The organism is Micromonospora cathayae, assembly GCF_028993575.1.
In the GTDB taxonomy this organism is placed as follows: domain Bacteria; phylum Actinomycetota; class Actinomycetes; order Mycobacteriales; family Micromonosporaceae; genus Micromonospora; species Micromonospora cathayae.
This window is the reverse complement of record NZ_CP118615.1, coordinates 2,422,584-2,446,662: the sequence shown is the minus strand read 5'-3', so window position 1 is coordinate 2,446,662 and position 24,079 is coordinate 2,422,584. Positions and strand designations below refer to the sequence as shown.

The 24,079-nt window shown below is 74.4% G+C and carries 14 protein-coding genes; 6 read left to right on the top strand and 8 right to left on the bottom strand.

All coding sequences use genetic code 11. The features are described 5' to 3' along the window. Positions 1–55 precede the first annotated feature (55 nt). From PVK37_RS11285 to PVK37_RS11275, 3 genes are read left to right on the top strand one after another with little or no spacing between them, the layout of a single operon-like run. Positions 56–895, top strand: a complete 840-nt coding sequence (locus PVK37_RS11285) for a hypothetical protein (protein ID WP_275033805.1) — start codon at positions 56–58, stop codon at positions 893–895. Continuing rightward, the gene (locus PVK37_RS11280; RefSeq protein ID WP_275033804.1) at positions 892–1,836 is read left to right on the top strand and encodes a hypothetical protein; all 945 of its coding nucleotides are present in this window, start codon (positions 892–894) and stop codon (positions 1,834–1,836) included. The genes PVK37_RS11285 and PVK37_RS11280 overlap by 4 nt, the downstream gene beginning before the upstream one ends. Beyond that, positions 1,836–4,115 (top strand): BREX system ATP-binding domain-containing protein, encoded by a 2,280-nt coding sequence (locus PVK37_RS11275; protein ID WP_275033803.1) that lies wholly within the window; start codon positions 1,836–1,838, stop codon positions 4,113–4,115. Before PVK37_RS11280 ends, PVK37_RS11275 begins: the two co-directional genes overlap by 1 nt. Here the strand turns inward: PVK37_RS11275 and PVK37_RS11270 are convergent. From PVK37_RS11270 to PVK37_RS11255, 4 genes are all read right to left on the bottom strand, one after another. Next, the gene (locus PVK37_RS11270) at positions 4,096–5,283 is read right to left on the bottom strand and encodes a cation:proton antiporter (protein WP_275033802.1); all 1,188 of its coding nucleotides are present in this window, start codon (positions 5,281–5,283) and stop codon (positions 4,096–4,098) included. The two genes, PVK37_RS11275 and PVK37_RS11270, sit on opposite strands and share 20 nt — an antisense overlap. Before the next feature lie 126 nt (positions 5,284–5,409). Next, positions 5,410–6,519, bottom strand: a complete 1,110-nt coding sequence (locus PVK37_RS11265) for a hypothetical protein (protein ID WP_275033801.1) — start codon at positions 6,517–6,519, stop codon at positions 5,410–5,412. Positions 6,520–6,605: 86 nt separating this feature from the next. Beyond that, on the bottom strand, positions 6,606–10,382 hold the full coding sequence (fxsT, locus tag PVK37_RS11260) for an FxSxx-COOH system tetratricopeptide repeat protein (RefSeq protein WP_275033800.1): 3,777 nt from the start codon (positions 10,380–10,382) through the stop codon (positions 6,606–6,608). Further along, on the bottom strand, positions 10,379–10,663 hold the full coding sequence (locus PVK37_RS11255) for a hypothetical protein (RefSeq protein ID WP_275033799.1): 285 nt from the start codon (positions 10,661–10,663) through the stop codon (positions 10,379–10,381). The genes fxsT and PVK37_RS11255 overlap by 4 nt, the downstream gene beginning before the upstream one ends. A gap of 136 nt (positions 10,664–10,799) precedes the next feature. On the opposite strand from PVK37_RS11255, the gene PVK37_RS11250 reads away from it, so the two are divergent. Beyond that, positions 10,800–12,080, top strand: a complete 1,281-nt coding sequence (locus tag PVK37_RS11250; protein WP_275033798.1) for an aKG-HExxH-type peptide beta-hydroxylase — start codon at positions 10,800–10,802, stop codon at positions 12,078–12,080. An 85-nt stretch (positions 12,081–12,165) separates the two neighbouring features. On the opposite strand, the gene PVK37_RS11245 is transcribed toward PVK37_RS11250, so the two are convergent. After that, the gene (locus PVK37_RS11245) at positions 12,166–13,329 is read right to left on the bottom strand and encodes an acyl-CoA dehydrogenase family protein (protein WP_275033797.1); all 1,164 of its coding nucleotides are present in this window, start codon (positions 13,327–13,329) and stop codon (positions 12,166–12,168) included. A gap of 244 nt (positions 13,330–13,573) precedes the next feature. On the opposite strand from PVK37_RS11245, the gene PVK37_RS11240 reads away from it, so the two are divergent. Together PVK37_RS11240 and PVK37_RS11235 are read left to right on the top strand one after the other, a co-directional pair. After that, positions 13,574–15,001, top strand: coding sequence for a UDP-glucose dehydrogenase family protein (locus PVK37_RS11240; RefSeq protein ID WP_275033796.1), 1,428 nt, complete (start codon positions 13,574–13,576; stop codon positions 14,999–15,001). Between the two features lie 168 nt (positions 15,002–15,169). Further along, entirely contained in the window at positions 15,170–20,089 is a 4,920-nt protein-coding gene (locus PVK37_RS11235) for a zinc ribbon domain-containing protein (RefSeq protein ID WP_275033795.1), read from the top strand. 111 nt (positions 20,090–20,200) lie between these two features. On the opposite strand, the gene purE is transcribed toward PVK37_RS11235, so the two are convergent. The 3 genes from purE to PVK37_RS11220 all read right to left on the bottom strand — a co-directional run bounded on the left by purE (position 20,201) and on the right by PVK37_RS11220 (position 24,031). Beyond that, complete coding sequence (gene purE, locus PVK37_RS11230) at positions 20,201–20,692, bottom strand: 5-(carboxyamino)imidazole ribonucleotide mutase (protein WP_275033794.1); 492 nt, start codon at positions 20,690–20,692, stop codon at positions 20,201–20,203. Beyond that, complete coding sequence (locus tag PVK37_RS11225; protein ID WP_275033793.1) at positions 20,689–21,858, bottom strand: 5-(carboxyamino)imidazole ribonucleotide synthase; 1,170 nt, start codon at positions 21,856–21,858, stop codon at positions 20,689–20,691. Before PVK37_RS11225 ends, purE begins: the two co-directional genes overlap by 4 nt. A 130-nt stretch (positions 21,859–21,988) precedes the next feature. Beyond that, entirely contained in the window at positions 21,989–24,031 is a 2,043-nt protein-coding gene (locus PVK37_RS11220) for a thioredoxin domain-containing protein (RefSeq protein WP_275033792.1), read from the bottom strand. Positions 24,032–24,079 lie beyond the last annotated feature (48 nt).

Below are 24,079 nucleotides of genomic sequence, written 5' to 3'. Positions count from 1 at the left end.
TCCGCCCCGGCCGGCGGTACCCGGGCGTGGACAACTTTCACTACAGTCAGCTGCTATGCGGCTGCCATCCGTCATCGGGCGACGGGCCCTCGCCGGGGCCGTGGGCCTGGTGCTGATTCTCCTGGTGGCCGGCGGGTTGGCGTACCGCCAGAACCGGTCCGGGTCGGTGGACGACGACGCCACCGCCGTCTGGTGTCTGGCCGATACCCGTCGGGCCGAGTTGGTGCAGGCCGCCCGGGTGCTGCGGGTCGTCGGGCCGGAGTCGACCACCGACCGGTTGACCTGGCCGGGTGGCGGGGGCGGTGCCGAGCAGTGGCGCACCAGCCGCCAGGCCGACTTCGCCCGGACCTGCCGGGTGCTGGTCCGGGCCGGGCAGTTGCCGGCCGGCGGCGGCAGCTCGTCCCCCTGGGCCTCCTTCCTGCCCTCGCTGGTCCTGGCGGTGGCCGGCGCGGCGCTGGCCGCCTGGTTCGGCCGCCGGTCGGCCACCGCGGGCATCCGCCGGACCACGGCGGACGAGCTGCGGACCGCGGCCCGCGCCTACCGGCTCGCGGTGGACCGGCTGTTGCGTGACCTGGAGCAGCCCCGACCGGGGATCGTTCCCCGCGACGACGAGGCACAGGACCGGAGGTTGGAGCTGGCGGCCCGGCTGAACGCGGTGGCGGCCGAGCAGCCACGCTGGCTGCTGCCGCGCGAGCTGAGCGAGCGCCTGGACCAGGAACCTTTCGGGTCGCCGATGGCGGCCCGGTGGACGGTCGAGCCCGCGGCGCAGCGGCCCGCCTGGACGATGACGACCCGGGTGGCCCTGGGTCGGCTGGATGCGGAGGTGGAGCAGGTGGCAGGGGCGGTACAGGATCCGGGGCTGTTCCGGAGACGGACGCCGGGGGGCACGCGGTGACCGGGGTACTGAACTCCACCCACGAACCGGCCGAGCGGATCCCCACCAATCCGTTCGCGGTGCCGGGCCTGATGCGGCCAGTGGCCCCGCTCAACCCGGTCCGCAACGACCGGCACGTCGCGTTCTACGTGCCGGTGGACAACACCGAGACGGCCTTCCAGCAGTTCAAGGCCGAGTTCGGGGAACCGTCGTACCTGGCCGACACCGGGCGGCTGGTGGTGGTCACCGGGGACAAGAGCTGCGGCAAGACGGCGCTGATCAACCGGTGCGCGCACTGGCTGCGCGAGCGGCTGGTCCCGGTCGGGCTGCACGGCGAGGTCATCGACCTGACCCGGGAGGCCCGGGACAACCAGACGATGGCCGAGCGCCGGGCCCGGGTCTGCGCGGCGCTGGTCGACCAGCTGTACGAGCGGCGGTTGCTCGTCTCGGAGCTGGTCCGGGAGATGCGGTCGGAACCCGATGACGTGTACCGCAACCTGGCCGGCTGCCTGGTGGCGGGGCTGGTGCCGATCGTGCTGCTCCCCCCGTCGGCGGACCTGACCGAGGAACTGGTCGACTACGCCAACTACGCCCGCCGCCGGATCGTCTTCGTCGGCGAGACCTCGGACGGTCTGTCGGAAGAACGTCGCCAACGCGTCGACCAGGCCGGCGAGGCCGGGGCGGTGCACCTGGCGGTGAGCCGGCTCGGGACGCACGACGCCTCCAGGTTCGCCGAGGAACGCCTGCGCACGGTGCCCGAGGGGGTGCTGCCCCGGGTGGCGCCGGCCGCGCTGGACCAGTTCACCGCCACCCGTCAACGTGTGTCTATCGGTGAGGTTCAGCGGTTACTCTACGGAATGTACGAGGAACTCCGGGTTAAAAGTGACCGACCGGACGAGGTGACCTACCAGCACATCCTTGAATACTTTATCCGTATCGCGATCCTGCTGGAGCAGCCCTGATGGACGCCTTCGACCACCTGGACCCGATCGGTGCGGTGAATCCGTACCCGTCGAGCGCGGTCGCCCAGATCGCGGACGCCGGGTCCACCTCGGTCACCATCCCCACGGTCGCCGTCCGGCGGGCGGTCAACGCGATGGACGCCTACCTCGCCGCCGTCCGGGCCCGCTCGGAAACACCGTCCGGTCAGGTGCTCGCGATCGTCGGGGACTACGGCACCGGCAAGACCCACCTGGCCTCGTACCTGATCCGGCACGCCGGCACCAGCCTGGCCGGCGCGGTGCAGTCGGTGCACCTCAACGCCCCGCCGGACACGTTCGTCTCGCTCTACCGGGCCTTCGCCGACAAGCTCGTCGAACGCCGGGAGATCGTCCTCGAACGGGTCCGCAGCCTCTACGCCAGCATCCTCGCCGACGAGCTGCGTACCTCGGAGGCCACCGCCCCGGTCGCCGACCGGTTGCTGTCCGGCCGGATCGACCCGGTCCGGCTGGTGGAACAGTTCGGGCTGATGGAGAGCGAGTTCCTGCGGCAACTACGCGACCGGCTCCGGGAGGTCACCGACAACGCCGAGTTCAGCCAGGCGCTCACCCTGCTGCTGCGGGGTGGCTTCGAGGACGCGGTCTGGGAGTGGTTCAGTGGCCGTCCCCCGGCCGAGGTGCTGCGCGAGCGGGGCATCACCAAGGCGATCACCAGCAGCGAGGCCACCGCGCTCCAGGCGATGGGGGTGTTCGCGCTGCTCATCGGGCACGGCACCCATCCGTTCGTGGTGGTGATCGACGAGCTGGACCAACTCCTCACCGCCGCCGGCCGGCGTGCCGACGAGGCGATCGACGCGTTCAAGGAGATGTTGCGGGTCTTCGCCGCCTCCAACACCTTCCTGATCCTCGCCGGCCTGCCGGATCTGCTCACCTCGCTGCGCCGGGACGTCCGGGACCGGATCACCGAGCGGATCACGATGTCCCCGCTGACCACCACCGAGGTCCAGGAGTACGTGCTGACCCGGCAGGGCGGCCGGCTGTACCCGTTCACCGAGGAGACCCTGGCGCACGTGGTCGACCTGACCAGCGGGGTGCCGCGCGGGGTGATCTCGCTGTGCCACCGGCTCTGGCGACGGGCCAACGACCAGCACACCCCGGTGACGTCGGCGATGGTGCGTCAGGTCGCGCGGGAGGTCTACGACGCCGGCAGCGCGTCCCAGGTCCGTACCGAGATCCGTCAGGTGCTGGTCGGCGCCGGGTACGACAGCTTCGTACCCGACCACTTCCTGGACGCCGGCCCGGACAGCCGGGTCGACTACTGGGTGCCGATCGGTCAGCACGACGTCGGCCTGGCGATCCTGCTCTCCGAGCCGCTGCTCGACGAGACCGACATCGTCGCCGTCGAGCAACGGTGCCGGTCGATCCGCGCCGGGCGGGACTGCGAGCTGCTGCTGATCGCGTTGGAGCCCCCACCGAACCGGTTCCGGCAACGGCTCTGGGAGGCCGTCGGCCGGGAGCCGCTGACGTACCATCCCCGGTCCTTCACCGACCAGTTCGCCGTGGAGTTCAAGACCCTGGCGACCCGGTTGGAGGAGCGGTACCCGCCGGACGGGCCGCTGGCCTCGGTGGCACCGCACCTGACCCGCCTCAACCGGCGGCAGTCGGCCACCCAGGACCTGCTGACCGTGTTGACCGGCTCGCTGGAGGAGCTGCGCGGCCGCAACGACCAGCAGCTCGCCGCCATCTACCGGGAGCTGCACGAGATCCAACGTGGCCTCTCCCCCACCGGCGACGAGCGACGTGGGCACCTCGGGGTGGTCGCCACCCTGCCGCCGCCGGTGGTGGCGCTCTTCGACGCCGCCTACACCTCCGTCGACCTGATCACCCCGGCGCGCGAGCTGCTCCGCCGGTCGTTCGAGGAGGACGAGGGCGGGCGGGGGGCCCGGCAGGCGGTACGCGCCCGGATGCGGACCTCGGAGATCCACGCCGCCACCGGGGTCGCCGCCCTGCTGACCTCGCTGATCGAGGCGTTCGGGCATGCCATGGTGGACTGGTACCGGTCACTCGGGCACCCGCCGGGCACCGGGCTGACCACCCGGACCCGGGAACGGCTCGACACCATCTGTCAGATCTTCGACGTGGTCTACGAGTATCTGCCGCTCTACCAGCTGCGCAGCCTCCGGGAACTGGTCGGTTACGCCGGCCCCGGCCGGCAGCAACGCGAGGCGGAGGACATCCTCGGCGACTTCAGTTCCCGGGTACGACAGGAGCTGCTGACCGCGCTCACCCCGGTCGAGGGCTGAGCGGAGACGACACCGTCGACGACACGGGCGGGTCGGCTTCCGGCCCCGGGTCCGGTGGCCGGTACGCCTCCCGGGCCCCGTTGGTCAGCGCGTGCAGCACGTTGATGGTGACGATCGCCGGAGCGACGACCGCCACGGTGCCGACGAACTGCCGTTCCAGGACGAGCGCGAGGATCACCGCGGTGATCCCGTTCTGTTGGCCGAGCACCACGTCCAGCCGGTCCGAGCGGGGCAGCCGCCAGCCGACCAGCGACGCGACCAGCGCGTGCGCGGCCACTGCCGCGACGCCCAGCAGCACCCCGGCGGGCAGGCGTACCCCGTCGACCAGGACCAGCCCGAGCAGGAACGAGGCGGCCAGGAACGCCACCTGGGTGAGCCGGTCCAGGACGGCCCCGAACGACGGCCGGTAGAACAGCCCGGCGATCGCCAGCGCCAGCATCAGGAACTGCCAGACGGCGTAGGCGGCGATCCCGGCCAGCGCCGCGAACTGCACGGCGGTGACCAGCCAGCCCGGCCGCAGCCACCGGCGCAGCCGCTCGGTGCCCCACCAGACCAGCGCGGCCACCGCCGCCAGCGCCAGGTTCTGGGCCAGGGAGAGCCCGAACGAGTCCAGCCCGGTGTGCGGGGGCGCGGCGGCGGCCGAGGGGTCGGCGGGGACCAGCGGCCAGACCAGCGCGGCGGCGTACACGGTCAACAGCACGGTGACCGGGTCGTCGAACGACGCCCACGCGGACAGGATCGTCTTGGCCTGCGCGGACATCCGGGACTGCAACCGGGCGGCGGCGAAGGAGACCGGGTCGATCTGGGCCACCGCGACACCCAGCACCAGGTAGGCCGGCTGCTGGAAGGCGAGGTACAGCACCGCCGAGATCAATGCGGCCTTGACCACGACGCCCAGGGTGATCGCCAGCACCACCAGGCGGGCGTTGCGCCGGGCCGCCCGCAGGTCGATGCCGTACGTGCTGGCGTACAGGCCGACGGCGAGCAGCGTGCCGGCCAGCGTCAGGTAGGTGTCCGAGCGGTAGGTGTCGTCCCAGCCCCGGCTGTTGGCGAGCAGGCAGCCGGCCCCGGCGACCAGCACGAACCAGGCGGTCCGCCGCAGCGACGGCAGCATCGCCTCGGCCACCCCGGCCCGCCGCCCGCCGGCCGGGGTGGACCCGCCGGCCACCGGTACGGGCGCTGCCGGCCCGCCTTCCAGCGGTGCTGCCGGCCCGCCTTCCGCCGGTACGGGCGTCCGGCGGCGGGTGGCGGGCCGGACGGACGGCCAGCCGCGCCACGGACCGGGCACCGGGGGTTACCCGCCCAGCCGACGGGCGAGTCGGGCCGCCTTCTCGTCGGCCGCCCACACCAGGTGCTGGTCGAGGGTGACGCCGAGCAGGTAGCGGTCCAGGCCGACCGGGTAGCAGTACAGCGCGCCCTGTTCGACGTCGAGCACCAGCCGGCGTACCCGTGAGCCGAGGGCCAGGTGCACGGCCCGGACCAGGGTGCGCAGGTGCACGTCGATCCGCTGCCCGAGCAGGTGGTAGAAGGCGCGTCGCCGCTCGGGGGTGGTGTCGTCGAAGAAGCGGTCCAGTCGGGGATCGTCCAGCACGTCGGCAGTCGCCTCGATCTGGCCGGCCCGGCAGACGGCGGCGTAGTGCAGGTCGCCGACGTCGAGGTACCGGCGGCAGGTCGCGGTGAGCGTGCCGGGCGGGTCGCCGGCACCCGGCCGGTACGGACGGCCGTCCGCCGCCCGGGGCCGGGGTGGCGGGTCGACGCCGGCGGTGACCGGATCCTCCGGGGTGGCCGGCGGGCCGGAGCGCGGGCGGAGCTCCCGCACCCCGGAGGTGAGGGTCGTTCCGCTCGGGCCCAGCCAGCCGCCGTAGTTGACGGGTTGCTGGCTGACCGACTCGCGCAGCCGGTTGGCCAGCGCGGAGAGTTCCATGTCGGCGGCCCGGACCGCCGGGTCCCGGGTCGGCAGCGGATCGACGGCACCGCTCGACCAGGCCAGCGCCACCAGGAACTGTTCCCGCAGCACGGAGAGGCAGAACAGCGCGCCCCGGTCGGTGTGCAGCAGCAGCCGGACCAGGTCGCCGGTGCGCGGCGGGCGGAGCTGCTCGTCCAGGTCCGCCATCACGTGCACCACGTCCCGGCCGATGAGCTGCCGCTCGTCGGCGGTGACGGCGAGCGGCCCGGCGGGGCCGTGCGGCTGTGCCGCGTCGAGGGCGAAGTCGCAGCTGCCGGTGTGGTAGCGGGCCAGGTGCGCGACGCTGCCCACCTCCTCCATCAGCTCCCGGCACAGGCGCAACGCGGCCGGCCGCCGGTCGCCGAGGTGGCTGCCCACCGTCACCGTGATCCGCCGGTCCGGCGGTCCGGCCGCCGCCGTGGCGGTGCCCGCGCTGTCCGGCGGAGACTGTCCGGTCACGTCTCCGGCACCCCCGTGCTGTCCGGTCACGTCTCCGGCGTCCCCGTGCCGTCCGGTCACGTCTTTGGTGCCTCCGTTGTGTCCGGTCACGTCTCCGGCACCTCCATGTCGACGAAGTCGAAGGGCACAGCGCCCGGGTTGCTGCCGGTCACCTCGCCGTCGCTGACCACCGCCGCGAAGACCCGCCGGGCGGTACGCAGGCACGGATGGTCCGGCCCGAGGAAGTCGCGGCCCTGCTCGACGACGGTGCGCAGCAGCTGCTCGGCCACCTCCGGGCGACCCGCCACGGCCAGGTTGCCGGCCTGGTTGACCAGCCCACCGAGCGCCCACGGATGCGGTTCGCCCAGCATTCCGACCAGCCCGGCGGCGGCCTTCTCGCCGTCCACGACCGCCTCCTCGACCCGGCCGCGGGCCCGCAGCACGACCGCCCGCAGGCTGCGGCAGACGTGGGTGAACGGGTGCCCGGGGCCGAGGTCGGTCTCGTACCCGGCGAGGCTCTCCTCGACCAGCCGGGCGGCATGATCGCTCTCCCGGGCCAGGTGGTAGTCGACGGCGAGGCTGAGCCGCCCGGAGCGGGTCATCGGATTGTCCTCGCCGAGCTGCCGGCGCAGCGCCAGATAGGCCCGGCCGTTGAGTTCCTTGGCCTTGTTGAGCTGGCCGCGCCGCCGCTCGGTGACCGCGAGGTTACGGATGATCCGCAGCAGCAGCACGTCCTCGTCGCTGCTCGCCCCGCTGCGCCGCCGGCGGGCCTCGTCCAGCAGCCACCGGGCCTCCTCCAGCTCACCCAGCTCGCGCAGGAAACCGCCGATGTCACTGGTCAGCCAGAGGGTGTTGTAGTTCGCCTCGTCGAACAGGCGCAGCCGGCGGGCCCGGGTCCGCTGCGCCACCCGCAGCGCCTCGTCGGAGCGGCCGGCCAGGTGGAACGACGACGCCAGGTTGTGCGCGGCGACCAGGGTCTCCGGATGGGAGTTGCCGAACTGGTCCCTGAAGCCACGCCAGGTGGCCTGGTCCTCCACCAGGGCGGCCCGGAACTTGCCCAGCCCGCGCAGGTCACCGGCCAGCCCCCGGCGGGTCACCAGCACCCACGGGTGGTCGGCGCCGAGCAGCGTCGCCCCCTCCCGCAGGGCGGTCCGGCTCAGCTCCAACGCCTCGGTGCCGTGGCCGAGCATCCGGGTGACGTCGGCCAGCCGGGTCGCCAGCCGCAGCGTGAACCGGTCGTTCCAGCCGTACCGGGCCAGCCAGCGGTCCAGCACCGGACGCCACCGGCGCAGCGCGTCCGGGGCCTCGTGCCCACCCCGGTGGATCAGGAACTCGAGCTGCTCGACCAGCCAGCGGCGGACCTCGTCGGGGCCGTCCGCGTCGAGCCCGCCGGAACTGATCAGGTGGCGGTGCATCTCGTCGCGTACCGGATCGTCGGCGGCGGTGCTGCGGGGGGCGACCTCGGCCAGGCCGCTGAGGAACTGCGACCGCCGGTCCGCCCGCTCCTGGTCGGACAGGTCGGCCAGCAGGACGGCCTGCACGGCAGGATGCATCCGTACCGTGCCCTGCCGACCCCAGGTCACCTCGACCAGCCGGAACCGGACCGCCGTGGCGAGGGCCCGGTCCAGTTCCCAGCCGTCGGCGCGCAGCATCGCCCCGTCGGTGTCGGAGAGTCCCCGGGCGATCTGGCCCCGCATCGCCCGGGAGTTGAGGATCGTCTGGGACAGCCCGAGCGGGGAGGCGAAGGCGCACATCTGGGCCACCACGGCGGCGACCCGGCCGCTGAACTCCTCCTGCATGAGCGCCAGCGCCACCCGCAGGATGCGTTGGGCCGCGGGGGCGTCGGCCGGTTCGGCGACCGCCGCGCAGAAGGCGGGGACCGCGGTGTCGGCGGCCCGGGAGTCGGCGACCGCGTGTTCGGCGTTGAGCAGGATGCCCGCCTGGCCGAGCAGGCCCGAGGCGAGCCGCAGGTCCAGCGGGGACGCGCCGACCGCCGCCACCACCGCCGCGGCCGGGGTGGCGGACAGGCCGCGGACCCGCTCGGTGAGCAGTCGTACCGCGTCCGCCTCGACCAGCTGACCGACGGTCACCGTGGCGGTGGTGCCCGGGGGTGGTTCCGCGCCGGTCCGCCGGGTCACCACGACGTGCCCGGAGCCGGTCGGGAGCAGGTGCTCCAGGTCCTCGTCGCCCACCCCGTCGTAGACGACCAGCCACTGGTCGCCGCGTCGGCCCAGCTCGCGCAGGGCCTCCTGGACCGGGTTGCCCCGGGGTTCGACGCCGAGCCGCTTGGCCAGCCCGGCCAGGGCGGCCCGGACGTCGTGCCGGCCCCCGGCGGCGATCCAGACGATCAGCCGGTAGTCCCAGTAGAACCGGTGCGCGTACTCGACGGCGATGCTGGTCTTGCCGACGGCGGCCGGGCCCTCGACCACGACCGGCTGCCCCGGGGTACCGGTCAGCAGCAGGTCACGCAGTTCGCCCAGCTCCCGGTCGCGGCCGACGAAGAGCCGGGGACGGGACGGCAGGTCGTACACGTCGGGGGCCTTGTCCCGGCCACCGGGGAAACCCGGTCGCCAGGCCCGCTCGACGGTGAGCGGCCGGATGCCGGCCAGCCCGAGGGTGCCGCGTACCCGCTCGCGGGCCTGCTCCTCGGTGCAGCCGGTCAGGTCGACGACGATCCGGCCGGCGTCGTCCGGCGGCTGGTCCACGTCCGCCGGGCCGGTCCGGGCCACCAGCAGCTCGGCGTTGCCGGCCGCGCCGACCACCGCGGAGAGCCACTGGTCGTCGGAGCCGTCGGCCGCCGCGACCGCCAGCACGGTGGCCGGGCCGGCGGGGCGGCCGCCCTCGTCACCGGGCTGGCCGGGCCGGGTGAGCACGCCGACCGCGGTCAGCTCGGCCCGGATCCAGTCCGCCCAGGGCCGCTGCCGGCCCGGGAAGGCCAGGCACAGCTCGCTCTGGTCCTCGGCGGCCTGCCGGCCGAGCCCGTACCGGTAGCGGTTGCGGGCCGTCTCCGGTTCGGGACGGGGGGTGCCGAGCACGCCGTCGGTGACCAGCCGCAGCAGCTCGCCGTACGCGGTGAACAGCCGGTTCCGGTGCGGGGACTCCTCCATCAGCGGGGCCAGGGTCTGTTCGGTGGCGGCCCCCGGCACCTCCACCAGGGTGAGGTCGACCGGGCCGGTGGGGTCGTCGAGCGCGCCGAGCAGGCCGCGCCGGATGGCGTCCCGCCGCTGCTCGGCGCGGGTCGGGTCGTACTCGTCCATGGCGGTCGCCACGCCGACCAGCCGGACGCCGGCCGGGGCGGCCCGGTGCACCTGCCGCGCCAGGGCCGCCACCTCGGGCAGCCGGGGGTAGCGGTACGGGAAGCACACCGCCACGACCTCGCAGAGCACCGCCGCCCAGCGGGCCACCATCGGCTCGGAGTCGACCGCGTCGAGCAGGACGAAGTCGTACTCGGTGAAGCGCAGTTGCCGGCGCAGCTCGGTGCGGGGGGCGTCGCCCAGCTCGTCCAGGGGCGGCCACAGCGACGACTCGGGCAGCCACACCACGTCCAGCCGGCCGGGCGGGGCCGCGTAGCGGCGCAGCTTCGGCTGCTCGGCGTACGCCCGGCCGCGCCCGACGGTGCCCGGGAAGAGCAGCCGGGCCAGCCCGGTGGGGAGCTGCTCGGCGACCGGCCACTCGTCGGTGTGGAACATCCGCAGGTGTTCGTGTACCCGTACGGTGCCCCGGCCGGCGTCGACGACGAGCACCCGGCGGCCGGCGCGGGCCAGGATCCAGGCCAGGTTGCTGACCAGGTTGGTCCGTCCCGTCCGGCTGGTGGGTGCCAGGAAGGCGACCACCCTGGTCCCGGTCGGATCGACCTCCGACCGGTACGACGCCGGCCCGGTCACCGGCGTCCCGGCCCGTCCGGACGACGGTCGTCCGTCATGTCCATCCCTCCCCTTCGGTCGGTGTCCACCTGCCGCCGCGCGATGGCGGGCACGCCCCCCGGGTCGCTGTTCGGGAACCACAGGAACTGCCCACGGGACTCGCCGGTCTCGTCGATGAGCCGCCGTAGTGACCGCCGCAACAGTTCCCGGGGCAGCGCGTCGAGATCCGACGGGTCCAGCTCCTCAGCGTTGAGAAGATCAGATATCAGGGGGCGGTCACGGCTGCTCATCCTTTCCGACATGTTTTGCCCCACCTTCGAGGTATCGAGAGCCGCACCGTCATCAGCACAGCCAGCGCTCCGCCAGTAACATATCGTAGCGTTCATCGATATTCAGCAGTCGTTTCCGGGGACGGTACGTAACCCACGGAGGGTGCCGATGGGGGCCGACCGGCACACCATGCCCACCGAAACGTTCATCGCGCTGGCCCGGGGGAAGGGCGGCCCCTCGGCCGTCCGGACGCTGACGGCCGGCCAGCACAGCCGGAACCTGCTGACCCTGCGTGAACTGGTCGACCGCTGCGCCGACCTCGGCCATCCGCACGCCGACTCCGTAGGCCGAGCCTGGCGGCTCCTGAGTGGACTGCGACGGGTCGAACCGGCGGCCGTCCGCCGGATCCTCACGTACCCCAGCGTGAGCGCCTGGGCGGCGGAGACCATCACCCGGCTGGACCGCCCCGGGCACACCGGCGCCCCGGAACCGGCCGACGGGCCACCGTGGCCGGCCATGCTCTCCGTGATCGTCGCGGCGGCGGCCCGGTACGCCGGAACACCACTGACCGTCGACTTTCCGACACCGCCCGGCGGGGCGTTCCCGTTACCCATGATCGGTCACCTCCGGCTCGATCCGGACCCACCGTCCATGGTGGAGCTGGCTGTCACGGGGCACGGCCTGACCGTCGACGGCCGGCCGCCCCGGCGGGTCTCCGCCGCCGCCGACGGGGAAGGCACCGGGTCGACCTGGTGGCCGGTGCCGCGACTGCGCGCCGGACGCCGGCTGGAGGTACGGCTGGACGACCTCTGGTCGCTGGCCCGGCCGGGGGCCACCCCGCCGGTACGCCCCGACGAGGCGGCCCGCTGGCGCGTCGCGCTGGCCCCGGCCTGGCGGCTGCTCGCCACCCACCACCGGGAGTACGCCGCCGAACTGGCCGCCGCGATCTCCATGGTGATGCCGTTGCCGCCCGAACCGACCGCGCTGACCGGCGGCGGGACGGCGGCGGAACAGCGGGCGGCACTGATCAGTGGGACGTTCCCGACCGGGGTGGGCTGTGTCGCGCTCTCCGGCGCCGGTGACGCCGCGACCACCGCGGCGACCCTGGTGCACGAGTTGGCGCACAACAAGCTGGCCGCCCTGGACGACCTGTTCCCGCTGGTCCGGCCGGGTGCCGACGTCCGGTTCCCCGCGCCCTGGCGGGTCGGGCCACGCCCGGTGCCGGCGCTGTTGCAGGGGCTCTACGCGCACGTCTGCGTGGCCGGGTTCTGGCGTCGGCAGGCCCACCTGGAGACCCGGCCGACCGGGGTACGCCGGGCCCGCGCCGAGTTCGGTCGGCTCCGGACGGCCTGCCGGGACGTGGTCGAGCTGCTGCTGACCGGTGACCGGCTCACCCCGCCCGGCCGGCTGCTGGTCCGGCACCTGCACGCCACGCTGACCGCCTGGTAGGCGGACAGGGCGACGGGCCGCCGCGCCGCCGGGGACCGAGGTCACCCGGTGGTACGACGGCCCGCCGTCGGCGCGCCGCGCAGGCTCAGTCGCGCAGGAGCTGCCGGGCCATGACGATGCGCTGCACCTGGTTGGTGCCCTCGTAGATCTGGGTGATCTTGGCGTCCCGCATCATCCGCTCGACCGGGTAGTCCCGGGTGTAGCCGTAACCGCCGAGCAGCTGCACCGCGTCGGTGGTGATCTCCATGGCGGCGTCCGAGGCGAAGCACTTCGCCGCCGCGCCGAAGTAGGTCAGGTCGGCGTCGCCCCGCTCGGACTTCCCGGCGGCGGTGTACGTCAACTGCCGGGCCGCCTCCAGCTTCATCCCCATGTCGGCGACCATGAACTGGATGCCCTGGAACTCCGCGACCGGCTTGCCGAACTGCTTGCGCTCCTTGACGTACCCCCTGGCGTAGTCGAGCGCGCCCTGGGCGATGCCGACCGCCTGGGCGGCGATGGTGACCCGGGTGTGGTCCAGGGTCTTCATCGCGGTGGCGAAGCCGGTGCCCTCGGTGCCGATGATCCGGTCGGCCGGAATCCGGACGTCGTCGAAGTAGACCTCGCGGGTGGGCGAGCCCTTGATGCCGAGCTTCTTCTCCGGCGCGCCGAAGCTGACCCCCGGGTCGGACTTCTCGACCACGAAGGCGGAGATGCCCCGGGACCGCGCTGTGGGATCGGTCACGGCAAATACCGTGTAGAACTCCGAAACGCCCGCATTGGTGATCCACCGCTTCACGCCGTTGAGCACCCAGTGGTCACCGTCCCGGACCGCGCGGGTGGTCATCGAGGCGGCGTCACTGCCCGCCTCCGGCTCGGAGAGGCAGTACGAGAACATCGCCTCGCCGGCCGCCACCGGGGTCAGGTACCGCCGCTTCAGCTCGTCCGAGCCGGCCAGCAGCAGCGGCATCGTGCCCAGCTTGTTGACCGCCGGGATCAGCGAGGACGCCGCACAGGCCCGCGCCACCTCCTCGATCACGATCGCGGTGGCCAGGGCGTCCGCCCCGGCACCGCCGTACTCGACCGGGATGTGCGGGGCGTGGAAGTCGGCGGCCCGTAGGGCGTCGTACGCCGCCTTCGGGAACTCGCCGGTCTCGTCGGCCTCCGCGGCGTGCGGGGCGACCTTCGCCTCACAGACCTCCCGGACCGCCTCCCGGACCGCCTCGTGCTCCTCGGGCAACCGGTACACGTCGAACGACTGCTCTGCGGCCATCTGGCCCCTCCCCTTCACCGCTATCATGCCCAGACTGTGGCTCCTGACGGCCCCGGACCGCGCAGACTGAAGGATAGCGACCAGAGTTCAGGTGATCCTTACCGCCGCGTAGGCTTCTGCCTCAACGGCACCTCGAGAGCCAGCGGACCATAAAGACGACAAAATTGTCCTCCGGTGCCCGGCCAGGCGCCGCAGCCGATTGCGACGCAACGAAGCGCCGCCAGTGCGAGCGGAGAAGACAGGCGTGACGATCCCGTACCCGAACACCCAGCCGATGCCGGTCATCCCACCGGTGAGCCCGCCCTCGGGTGCGCCCCGGCCCCGGGTCACCTTCCTCGGCACCGGTTACCTCGGCGCGACGTACGCCATCTGCTACGCCGAACTCGGGTACGAGGTGCTCGGCTACGACGTCGACGCCGACAAGATCGCCAAGCTGAACGCCGGCGAGGTGCCGATCCACGAGCCGGGCCTGGACGAGCTGCTCAAGCGCAACCTGGCCGCCGGCCGGCTGCGGTTCAGCACCGACATCGCCGAGACCGCCGACTTCGGCGACGTGCACTTCATCTGCGTCGGCACCCCGCAGCGCGCCGACGGCCTCGGCGCGGACCTCTCCTTCGTCGAGGCGTCGGTAACCAGCCTGGCCCAGCACCTGACCCGCAAGGCGCTGATCGTCGGCAAGTCCACGGTGCCGGTCGGCACCGCCGAGTGGGTCGAGCAGCTCGTCGGCAAGCACAGCGCCCCCGACCTGGACGCCGAGGTGGCCTGGAGCCCCGAGTTCCTCCAGGAGGGCTTCGCCGTCGACGACGTGCTGCGCCCCAACCGGATCGTGGTCGGCGTCAAGAGCGACTGGGCCAACGGCATGCTGTACGCCGCCCACAAGGGTGTCTTCGACCTGGCCGCCACCGAGGACCGCGAGGTTCCCCTGGTGGTCACCGACTTCGCCACCGCCGAGCTGGTCAAGGTCGCCGCCAACGCCTTCCTCGCCACCAAGATCTCCTTCATCAACGCGATGGCCGAGGTCTGCGAGGTCGCCGGCGGCGACGTCACCCAGCTGGCCCGCGCCATCGGCTACGACCCCCGGATCGGCAACCGGTTCCTCCAGGCCGGACTCGGCTTCGGCGGGGCCTGTCTGCCCAAGGACATCCGCGCCTTCCAGGCCCGCGCCCAGGAACTCGGCGCCGGGGAGGCGCTGCGCTTCCTGCACGAGGTGGACCTGATCAACCTGCGCCGCCGCAGCCGGGTCCTCCAGCTCGCCGCCGACCTGCTCGGCCGCCGCTACGGCCCGGCCGGCCCCGACCTCACCGGCACCCGGATCGCCGTGCTCGGCGCGACCTTCAAACCCAACACCGACGACGTACGGGACGCCCCGGCGCTCGCCGTCGCCGCACTGCTGCACAAGGCCGGCGCGGACGTGCGGGTGTACGACCCGCAGGGCATGGAGAACGCCCGCCGCGCCATGCCCGAGCTGGGTTACGAGGCGAGCATCACCGACGCCGCCACCGGGGCCGACCTGCTCTGCGTCCTCACCGAATGGGCCGACTTCCGCAACGCCGACCCGGTCGCCCTCGGCGAACTGGTCGCCGGCCGGCGGGTGGTCGACGGACGCAACTGCCTCGACTCCGCGCTCTGGGTGCAGGCCGGCTGGGAGTACCGGGGCATGGGCCGCCCCTGATCCGACGCCCCGGGGACCGGCCGTGGGTACGCCCACGACCGGTCCTTTCCGTCCGCGACCCGTTTTTCTTGCCCGCGACGCGGCGGCAACTATCGAAATCCGTGCCGGGTTTGGGCATGCTGCCGTAGTGGGATTCCACAGTGCGGGCCGACGGGCGGAGGGTTTGCAGTGAGTGGCTTCCAGTGCGTCAACTGCGGTCACCAGATCAAGCCGGCCCGCCGCTGCCCCCACTGCGGCGCCGAGCAGCCACAGTGGGCGGCCCACGCGGCCAAGGTGGAACGCTCGATCGCCGAGATGAAGGCGCGGGAAGCCGAGATCAGCCGCGAGCAGCGGCAGCTCGCCCAGAAGATGCAGGCGGCGCTGTTCCAGCGGGACATCTTCGCGCACGAACGCCTGAAACAGGCCACCCGGGCCCGCAAGATCCGGCTCCGCCGGCCCGGCAGACGCGCCGCCACCGCCACCGCCACCACCGCCCCCGCATCCGGCGCGCCGCCCCGGGTGCCCCGCCAGGGCAACCCGCCGCCGGACGGGCCGCCGGCACCGCCCACCACCACCGCCACCTGGCTCGACGTCGACAATCCGGAGCACCCGCCGGAGGCGTCCTCGCGGGAGGTGCAGAACATCCCGCTCGGCCTGGGCGCGCTGCTCATCGGCGTCGCCGCGGTGGTCTTCGCGGCGGTGGCGACCAGTTCGATGGACGCGCTGGCCCGGCTGCTGATCCTGCTCGCCGCGACCGCGCTTGCGCTGCTCACCCCGCCGGTGGTGGCCCGCCGAGGGCTGCTGTCGACCGCCGAGACGATCGCGGCCGTCGGGCTGATCCTGGTGCCCCTGGACGGGTACGCCCTGCACGCCGTCGGCCTGCCCGGCTCGGGAGCGGTCTCCGGGACGGTCTTCGCCGGCCTGGTCTTCGCGGTCACCGCCGGGGTGGCCTACGGCTACGCCCGGTGGACGGGGCTGCGGGTGCCCCGGTTCGCCGCCGTCCTGGCGGTGCAGCCGGTGCTGCCGCTGCTGGCGTACGACCTGGTCGGTGGGGCCGCCGGCTGGGCGCTGGTGGGCACCGGGGTGGCCGCGCTCGACCTGTGGCTGGTCCGGTCCCCGCTGACCACCGAACGCCCTGCCGGCCCGACCGCTCCGGAGCGGGACCGCGCCGCCACCGGACGGCCGGAGGGCGCGCCGGAGGAGACCGGCGAGGTACTCACCGAACCGGCGACGACGTCGGACACCGGCCGCCCGGACCGCCCGGCCGCCGTACCGGTGGCACCGGCCCGGCCGGTGCCCTGGCTGACCGAGCTGCTCCTGGTGCTGTACGGGGCGGCGGTGGCGCTCGCCCTCGCGTACGCGACCACCGCCCTGCTGCGCGCCGCGACCGTGCCGGCCGCGCTCGGGTCCGCCGCCGTGCTGCTGCTGGCCGCCGCGGTGACCCTGGTCGGCACGGTGGCGATGCGCCGGCCGCCCCTGCCCGACCTGGGTGCCGGCATCGCCACCCTCGCGGTGATCGGCGCGTTCGGGCGGGTCGCCGCCGTGGCCCTGCCCGGCCGGGCGCTGCTGGTGGTCTCCGTCGTCATCGCCCTGACCAGTGTGGCCGTCCGGGCCGTACCGGAACGGGCCCGGCGGGGTCCGCAGCTCGCCTCGGCGGTGGCGCTGACCGTCACCGGGCTGCTCGTCGCCTTCGGCGCGCTGCGGGCCGGCGTCGCCGCGGTCCGGGCCGCCCTGCCCGCCTGGGCCGCCGACCTCGACGCGTACCCTGCCGTGCTCGCCGAGGCCGCCGGACCGGCCGGCTGGCAGCTCGCGCTGAGCGCGTTGCTGCTGACCGTCGCGGCCGTGCTGGCCCTGCCGGCGGAGATCCGGCGCGAGTTCGCGGTGGCCGGGGCGGCGGTGACCGCGCTGGCGGTACCGGCCTCGTTCGGGCTCGGCTGGGCCGGCGCGCCCTGGCCGATGGTGCTCACCGCGATCGGCATCGGCCTGGTCGGGCTCTCCGCCCGGACCGGTCGGGCCGCCCTGGCGCACGCCCTCGCCGCCGCCGTGGTGGGTCTGGTCGGGGCCGGCGCGGCCCTGGCCCGGCCGGCGTCGACCGCCGCGGTGCTGCTCGCGCTCTTCGTCGGCGGTGTCCTGGTGGTGCTGGCCCCCAAGGTCCGGGTCGGCTCGGCGGCAGCGGCGGACACCCTCACCGCCTGGGCCGCCGGTGGTGCGGCGTTCGCCCTGCCGGGCGCGGTGGCCGCCTTCGTCGCCGCGCTCGTCCCGGCCGGGCCGGTGCTCACCCCGGCCGCCCAGCGGGAGATCACCGTCCCCGTCCTCGCGGCCAGCTTCCTGGCCGTCTGCGTCACCGTCGGCTACGCGGCGATCGTCCAGGTGTCCCGGCGGGAGATCAGCATGCCGCTGGCGGTGGGCGCCGGGCTGGGCGCGCTGGTGGTCGCCGCCGCCACGTTCGCCGCGCCCGGTGCCACCTCCGCCGACGCCTGGGTGGCCGCGCTGCTGCTGGTGACCGCGCTGCTGCTGTTCGCCGCGCCGTCGATCGACGCCCGGAACCGGACCGACCTGGCCCTGGACGGGTCCGACTTCGCCGCCGCCGCGGCGACCGTCGCGCTGGTCGCCACCCTGCTGCGGATCGCCGCGGTGCTGGTGCCCGGGGCGCAACTGCTGGTCGCGGCGGCGCTGGTGCTGGTGGTCGCGGTCTTCGCGCGGGCCATGCCGGACGAGTGGCGACGCGGCCCGGTCCTCGGCATGGCGCTCGCCGGGATCGTCATCGGCACGTTGGCCGGCTGGATGGCGCTGCGCGGCGGGTTCGGGGTGATCGCCGTACCCGGGCCGATCTGGGCGGGCGACCTGACCGGCTGGCCGGCTGCGCCCGTCGGGGGCAGCACCGCCCAGGCCCCGGTCGCGCTGGTGCTGCTCGGCGTCGCCGCCGCGATCCTGCTCCCCGACCCCTGGAAGCACGACGTCTCCGGTGCGGCGGTGGTGCTCGCCACCATCGGCGCGCCGGCCGCGTTCGACCTGCCGTGGTGGTCGCCGGTACTGGTCGGCGCGACGGTCGCCACGGTGTTCGGGATGGCCGCGGTGGCCGCCACCGACCCCCGGGCCGGGCTCTCCCGGATCACCGTCGCCGGGCTGGTCGCGCTGCACGGCGTCGGGGCCGGGCTGGTCCGGCCCTGGACCACCGCCCTGGCGCTGGGCATCGTGGTGCTGCTCGGGGTGGTGGTCGCCGTGCTGGCCCGGACGTTCGCCGGAACCGACAGCGAGCAGGTCGAGACCGAGGGGATGCCACCGCACCTGGTCACCATCGGCGGTATCGCCACCGGGGCCGCCCTGCTCGCCCTGCCCGGCGCGCTGGCCGCCCTGGCCGCCGGGGCCGGTCACCCGGCCCAGGTGCTGATCACCGCCGCGCTCGCCGCGTCCAGCCTCGGTCTGGCGGCGGTCGCCGCGCTCCGCCGCCGGGTCCCGCAGTACCTGCCGTACGCGAGCCTGGGCATCGCCGCCGGTGCCTCGGTCAGCGCGCTGGCCTCGATCCCCACCCACCTGACCGTCGGGGTGTTCGCGGCGGCGGCCGCCCTGCTCGGCGTACTGGCCGAACTGGTCCGGGGGGCCACCGTGCCGCCGATGGCCGACGCCGCGCCGGTCGGCCGGTGGACGATGCTGCTCGACGGCGCGCTGCGCCGGATGCCGGACCGGTTCACCGACCGGCGCTGGCGGGTCAGCCCGGCCGCCGGCGCGCTGGCCGCCGCCGCCCTGCCCACCGTGCTGGCGGTGGCGTCGCTCGCGCCGGCCCTGGTGGTCGCGCTGGTCGAGCCGTACGCGACGCTGTCGCGGGTCTGGGGCGGTCCGCCGCCGGAGCTGTTCACCCCGCCGGCCGGTGCCGTCGACCCGGTCCACGTGCTGACCGCCGTCCTGCTCACCGTCACCGCGGCGCTGGCCGCCGTCGCGTTCAGCGACGGGGTGTACTTCCGGGCCGTGCCGGTGGTCCTGCCCGGTCTGGCGGTCACCGTGCTCATCGCGCCGACCGCCCTCGGGTACGGCTGGCCGCACAGCACCCTGGCCGCGCTGGCCGTGTTCACCCTGGCCATGCTGGGGCTGGCGCTGACCCCGCCACCGCCGGAGACCGAACGGGCCCGGTCGCTGCGCTGGACCCGGGTGCTGGCCTTCGGCATCGGGCTTGCCGCCGGGAGCGCCGGCCTGGCCGGGGCCCTCGCCACCCGGGACCTGACCGTCCTCACCCTGGCCGGCGCGGTCGCGGTGGGGGTGGTGGCGGCGCTGTTCGGCAGCACCGAACGGGCCCGCATCCTGGGCTGGCTCTTCGCCTCGCTGACGGCCCAGCTCCTGGTGCTCACCATCGGGCTGGTCGCCGGCCTCGCCCCGGTCTGGTCGGCGTTCGGGGTACTGGCGGTCGGCGCGGCGCTCCAGGTCTTCGCGGCCCGGCTACCCCGGCTGCGTCGCCCCGAGGCGCACCGCGAGGCGGCCACCGTGGAGTGGAGCGGGTACGCTGCCGCGCTCATCGCGCTGGCCCTGGCGTTCGACTCGCCCCGGCACGTGGCCGCGCTGCTGGCCGGCTGGGGTGCGGTGCTCGGCGTGGCGGCCACCCGGCCGGGCCGCCGGCCGACCGAACGGCGCATCCTGTTCTGGTCCGTGGTGGCCTGCGAGATCGTCGCCTGGTGGATCCTGATGCGGGTCGCCGACGTGGCGCTGCCCGAGGCGTACACGCTGCCCTTCGCGGCGCTCGCCCTGCTGGTCGGGGTGCTGGAGCTGCGGGAGCGGCCGGACCTGAGCAGTTGGGTGGCGTACGGCCCGGCGCTGGTGACCGCGTTCGTGCCGACCCTGGCGATCGTGCTGGCCACCGACTCCAGCATGATCCGGCAGGTGCTGCTGCTGCTCGGCGCGGTGGCCGTGCTGGTCTGGGGTTCGATGACCCAGCAGCAGGCGCCGGTGATCGTCGGGGCGGTGGTCACCGGGATCGCCGCGCTGCACGCGCTGTTCAGCCTGGGGCCGTGGCTGGTGCTGCTGCTGGTGGGTGTGGTGCTGCTGGCGCTGGGGGCGAACAATGAGCGCCGCCGCCGGGCCCAGGACCGCCTCCAGACCGCCCTGCGCGGCATGCGCTGACCCGGCCGCCCGCGCGGCGGCCGGGTCGGCACCGGTCCGGCCGGGCCGCCAAGCCGGGCCGTCGGGCGAGAGTCGGACCGCCGGGCGAGGGCCGCGTCCTCCGGGCGGCGGTCAGGCCAGGGAGGCGCGGAGGGCGGCTTCCTTGTCGGCGACCAGCTTCTCCAGCTCCGCCTGGAAGGCGACCATCCGGGCCAGCAGGGCCGGGTCGGCGGCGGCGAGGATCCGTACGGCCAGCAGGCCGGCGTTACGCGCCCCGCCGATCGATACCGTCGCCACCGGCACGCCCGCCGGCATCTGCACGATGGAGAGCAGGGAGTCCATCCCGTCCAGGTGCTTCAACGGCACCGGCACCCCGATCACCGGCAGCGGCGTGGCCGAGGCGACCATGCCGGGCAGGTGGGCGGCCCCACCGGCACCGGCGATGATCACCTTCAGGCCCCGGTCGGCGGCCGAGCGGGCGTACCCGATCATCTTGTCCGGGGTGCGGTGCGCCGAGACGACGCCGACCTCGTACGCCACGTCGAACTCGTCGAGCGCCCCGGCGGCGGCCCGCATGGTCGGCCAGTCCGAGTCGCTACCCATGATCAACCCGACGGTGCTCATGCCGGAGGTTCCTGCCCTTCGCGCAGCCAGTGGGCGGCCCGCGCGGCGCGCGCCCGTACCTCGTCCAGGTCGGTGCCGAGCACCGTCACGTGCCCGATCTTGCGGCCCGGCCGGACCTGCTTGCCGTAGAGGTGCACCTTGGCCCCGGGCTCGGCGGCGAACAGGTGGTGCAGCCGCTCGTCGATGGACATGCCGCCGGGCTCGCCGCCCAGCACGTTCGCCATCACCACCACCGGAGCGGTCAGCGCGGTGTCCCCCATCGGGTAGTCCAGGACCGCCCGCAGGTGCTGCTCGAACTGCGAGGTCCGGGCCCCCTCGATGGTCCAGTGCCCGGAGTTGTGCGGTCGCATCGCCAACTCGTTGACCACGATGCCGTCGTCGGTCTCGAACAGCTCCACCGCCAGCAGGCCGACCACGCCGAGCGCGGTCGCCAGGTCGATGGCGAGCTGCTGGGCGGCGACCGCGCGCTCCTCCGGCAGGTCGGGGGCCGGGGCCAGCACCTCCACGCAGATGCCGTCGCGCTGCACCGTCTCCACCACCGGGTACGCCGCGACCTGCCCGAACGGCGAGCGGGCCACCTGTACGGCCAGTTCCCGGCGCAGCCGTACCCGTTCCTCGGCGATCAGCTTCGTGCCCCCGGCCAGCAGGGTGCCGGCCAGGTCGGCGGCGTGGTCGGCGTCGTCGACCACCCAGACGCCCCGCCCGTCGTACCCGCCCCGGGCCGCCTTGAGGATCACCGGCCAGCCGGTACGGGTACCGAAGTCGACCAGGTCGGCGGGGCTGGTGACCGGCTGCCAGGCCGGCACCGGGGCGCCCAGCCCGGCCAGTTTCTCCCGCATGACCTGCTTGTCCTGGGCGTGCAGCAGCGCGTCGGCCGGCGGGTACAGCTTCACCCCCTCGGCGGCGAGGGTGCGGACGTGCTCGGTCGGCACGTGCTCGTGGTCGAAGGTGACCACGTCGCAGTTCTTGGCGAAGGTGCGCAGCGCCGCCAGGTCGGTGTGGTCGCCGTACTGCACGTCGGCGGCGACCAGGGCCGCGCCGTCGTCCGGCGAGAGGGCGAGCACACGCAGGGACTGGCCGAGGGCGATGGCGGCCTGGTGGGTCATCCGGGCCAACTGGCCGCCGCCCACCATGCCGACCACGGGAAGACCGGTACGGGGTTCCATAGCGGCGCCAGCCTATCCGGGCGGTCCCGGCCGTCGGTAACCAGCGGGCCCACGTCACGCCTGGGCGGCCGCCGACCGGGCCGGGGCGGGTCGTCGGCCGGGCCGGGGCGGGTCGCCGGCCGGGCCGGGGTCACCCGGCGAGCTGGGCGACCAGGTCGTCGACGGTGGTGACCGGGCGCTGGCAGACGAACCCCCGGCAGACGTACGCGGTGGGCCGCCCGTCGACCAGCGGACGGTCCGCCAGCAGCGGCACACCGGGCTGGTCCGGGCGGCCGGCGACCACCACCGCGCCGGGCGGGGCGTGTCGCAGGGCCGCCGCGACCAGCGGGTCGCCGGTCGGGTCGTCGGTCACCACGGCGATCTCGTACGGGCCGGAGAGCAGCGCCTCCCCGACGGTGGCCGCGTACCCGGTGAACCGGGCGTGCCGGGCGACGATCGGCGCGACGGTCGCCAGGGCGGCCTCGGCGGCCTCCCGGTAGCGGCTCTCCCCGGTCAGCGCCGCGTAGCTGACCAGTGCCGCGACCAGCGCCGACCGGCCGGACGGGGTGGCGTTGTCGGTCGGGTCGGCCGGGCGGGTGACGAGCTGCTCGGCGTCGTCGGCGGTGTCGTAGAAGCCACCACCGGGGGCGGCGAACCGGGCCAGCGCGGTGTCCAGCAGCCCGCCGGCCAGTTCCAGCCAGGGTCCGGAGCCGGTGAGCTGGTGCATGGCGCAGAACGCCTCGGCCACGCAGCCGTAGTCCTCCAGGACGCCGGCCGGCTCGCCGACCACGCCGTCCCGGGAGACCCGGCGCAGCCGGCCGTCGACCAGGTGCGCGGTGGCGAGGTGCTCAGCGGCCTGGCGCAGCGCCCCGTCGGCGACGATGGTGACCCCGTCGAGCAGGTTGGCGTCGTCGTCGGCGACGGTCACCGCTCCGGACTCGACGAGCCGGACGAACTCGGCGAGCGCGGTGATCGCCAGGCCGTTCCAGGCGGCCACCACCTTGTCGTCACGGGCCGGTTGGGGGCGGGTGTCCCGGGCGGCGAGCAGCCGCCGGACGACGTCCTGCCACCGGGCGCGTACCTCGGGGTCGGCGTCGTCGACGTCCCGGGCCAGCCGCAGCACGCTGGTGCCGTGTTCGAAGCTGCCCGACGCGGTGACGTCGAACAGGTCGGCGGCCCAGCGGCCGTCGTCCTCGCCGAGCACCTCGACGAGCTGGGCGGGGGTCCAGGCGTAGGTGAGTCCCTCGACGCCCTCGGTGTCGGCGTCCAGGGCGGAGGCGAAGCCCTCGCCGGGGCGGTGCAGCTCGTCGGCGAGGAAACGGGCGGTGTCCCGGGCCACCCGGGCGGCCAGCGGGTCGCCGGTGAGCCGCCACAGGTGGGTGTAGCAGCGCAGCAGCAGGGCGTTGTCGTAGAGCATCTTCTCGAAGTGCGGCACGGTCCAGTGCCCGTCGACGGAGTAGCGGGCGAAGCCGCCGGCGAGCTGGTCGTGGATGCCGCCGCGGGCCATCGCCTCGGCGGTGTGCCGGACGATCTCCAGGGCCTGCCCGGAGCCGGTGCGCTGGTGGTACCGCAGCAGGAACAGCAGGTTCATGTGCGGCGGGAACTTCGGCGCGCCACCGAACCCGCCGTTGGTGGCGTCGTACTCCCGGGCGAGCTGGTCGGCGGCGGCGTCGAGCAGCCCGGCGGTGAGCGGGGTGGTGGGGCCGCCGACGGCCTGGGCGCCGCCGATCGCCTCGACCACCTGGGCCCCCTGCCGCAGGACGGCGTCGCGCTGCTCGCGCCAGGCGGTGCCGACCGATTCCAGCAGCCGGACGAAGTTGGGCTTCGGGAAGTAGGTGCCGCAGAAGAACGGGGTGCCGTCGGGCGTGGCGAAGACGGTCATCGGCCAGCCGCCCTGGCCGGTCATCGCCTGGGTGGCGGTCATGTAGACGGCGTCGACGTCCGGACGTTCCTCCCGGTCCACCTTGATCGCCACGAAGTTGTCGTTGAGCAGCCGGCCGACGTTCTCGTCCTCGAAGGACTCGTGCGCCATCACGTGGCACCAGTGGCAGGCCGCGTACCCGACGGAGATCAGCACCGGCACGTCCCGTCGTTTCGCCTCGGCGAACGCCTCGTCGCCCCACGGCCACCAGTCGACCGGGTTGTCCGCGTGCTGGAGGAGGTACGGGCTGGTGGCGTTGGCGAGTCGGTTCACCGGTCGACCATATCCAGCAGCCGTCCCGGCGGTATCCGGCCCTCCGAC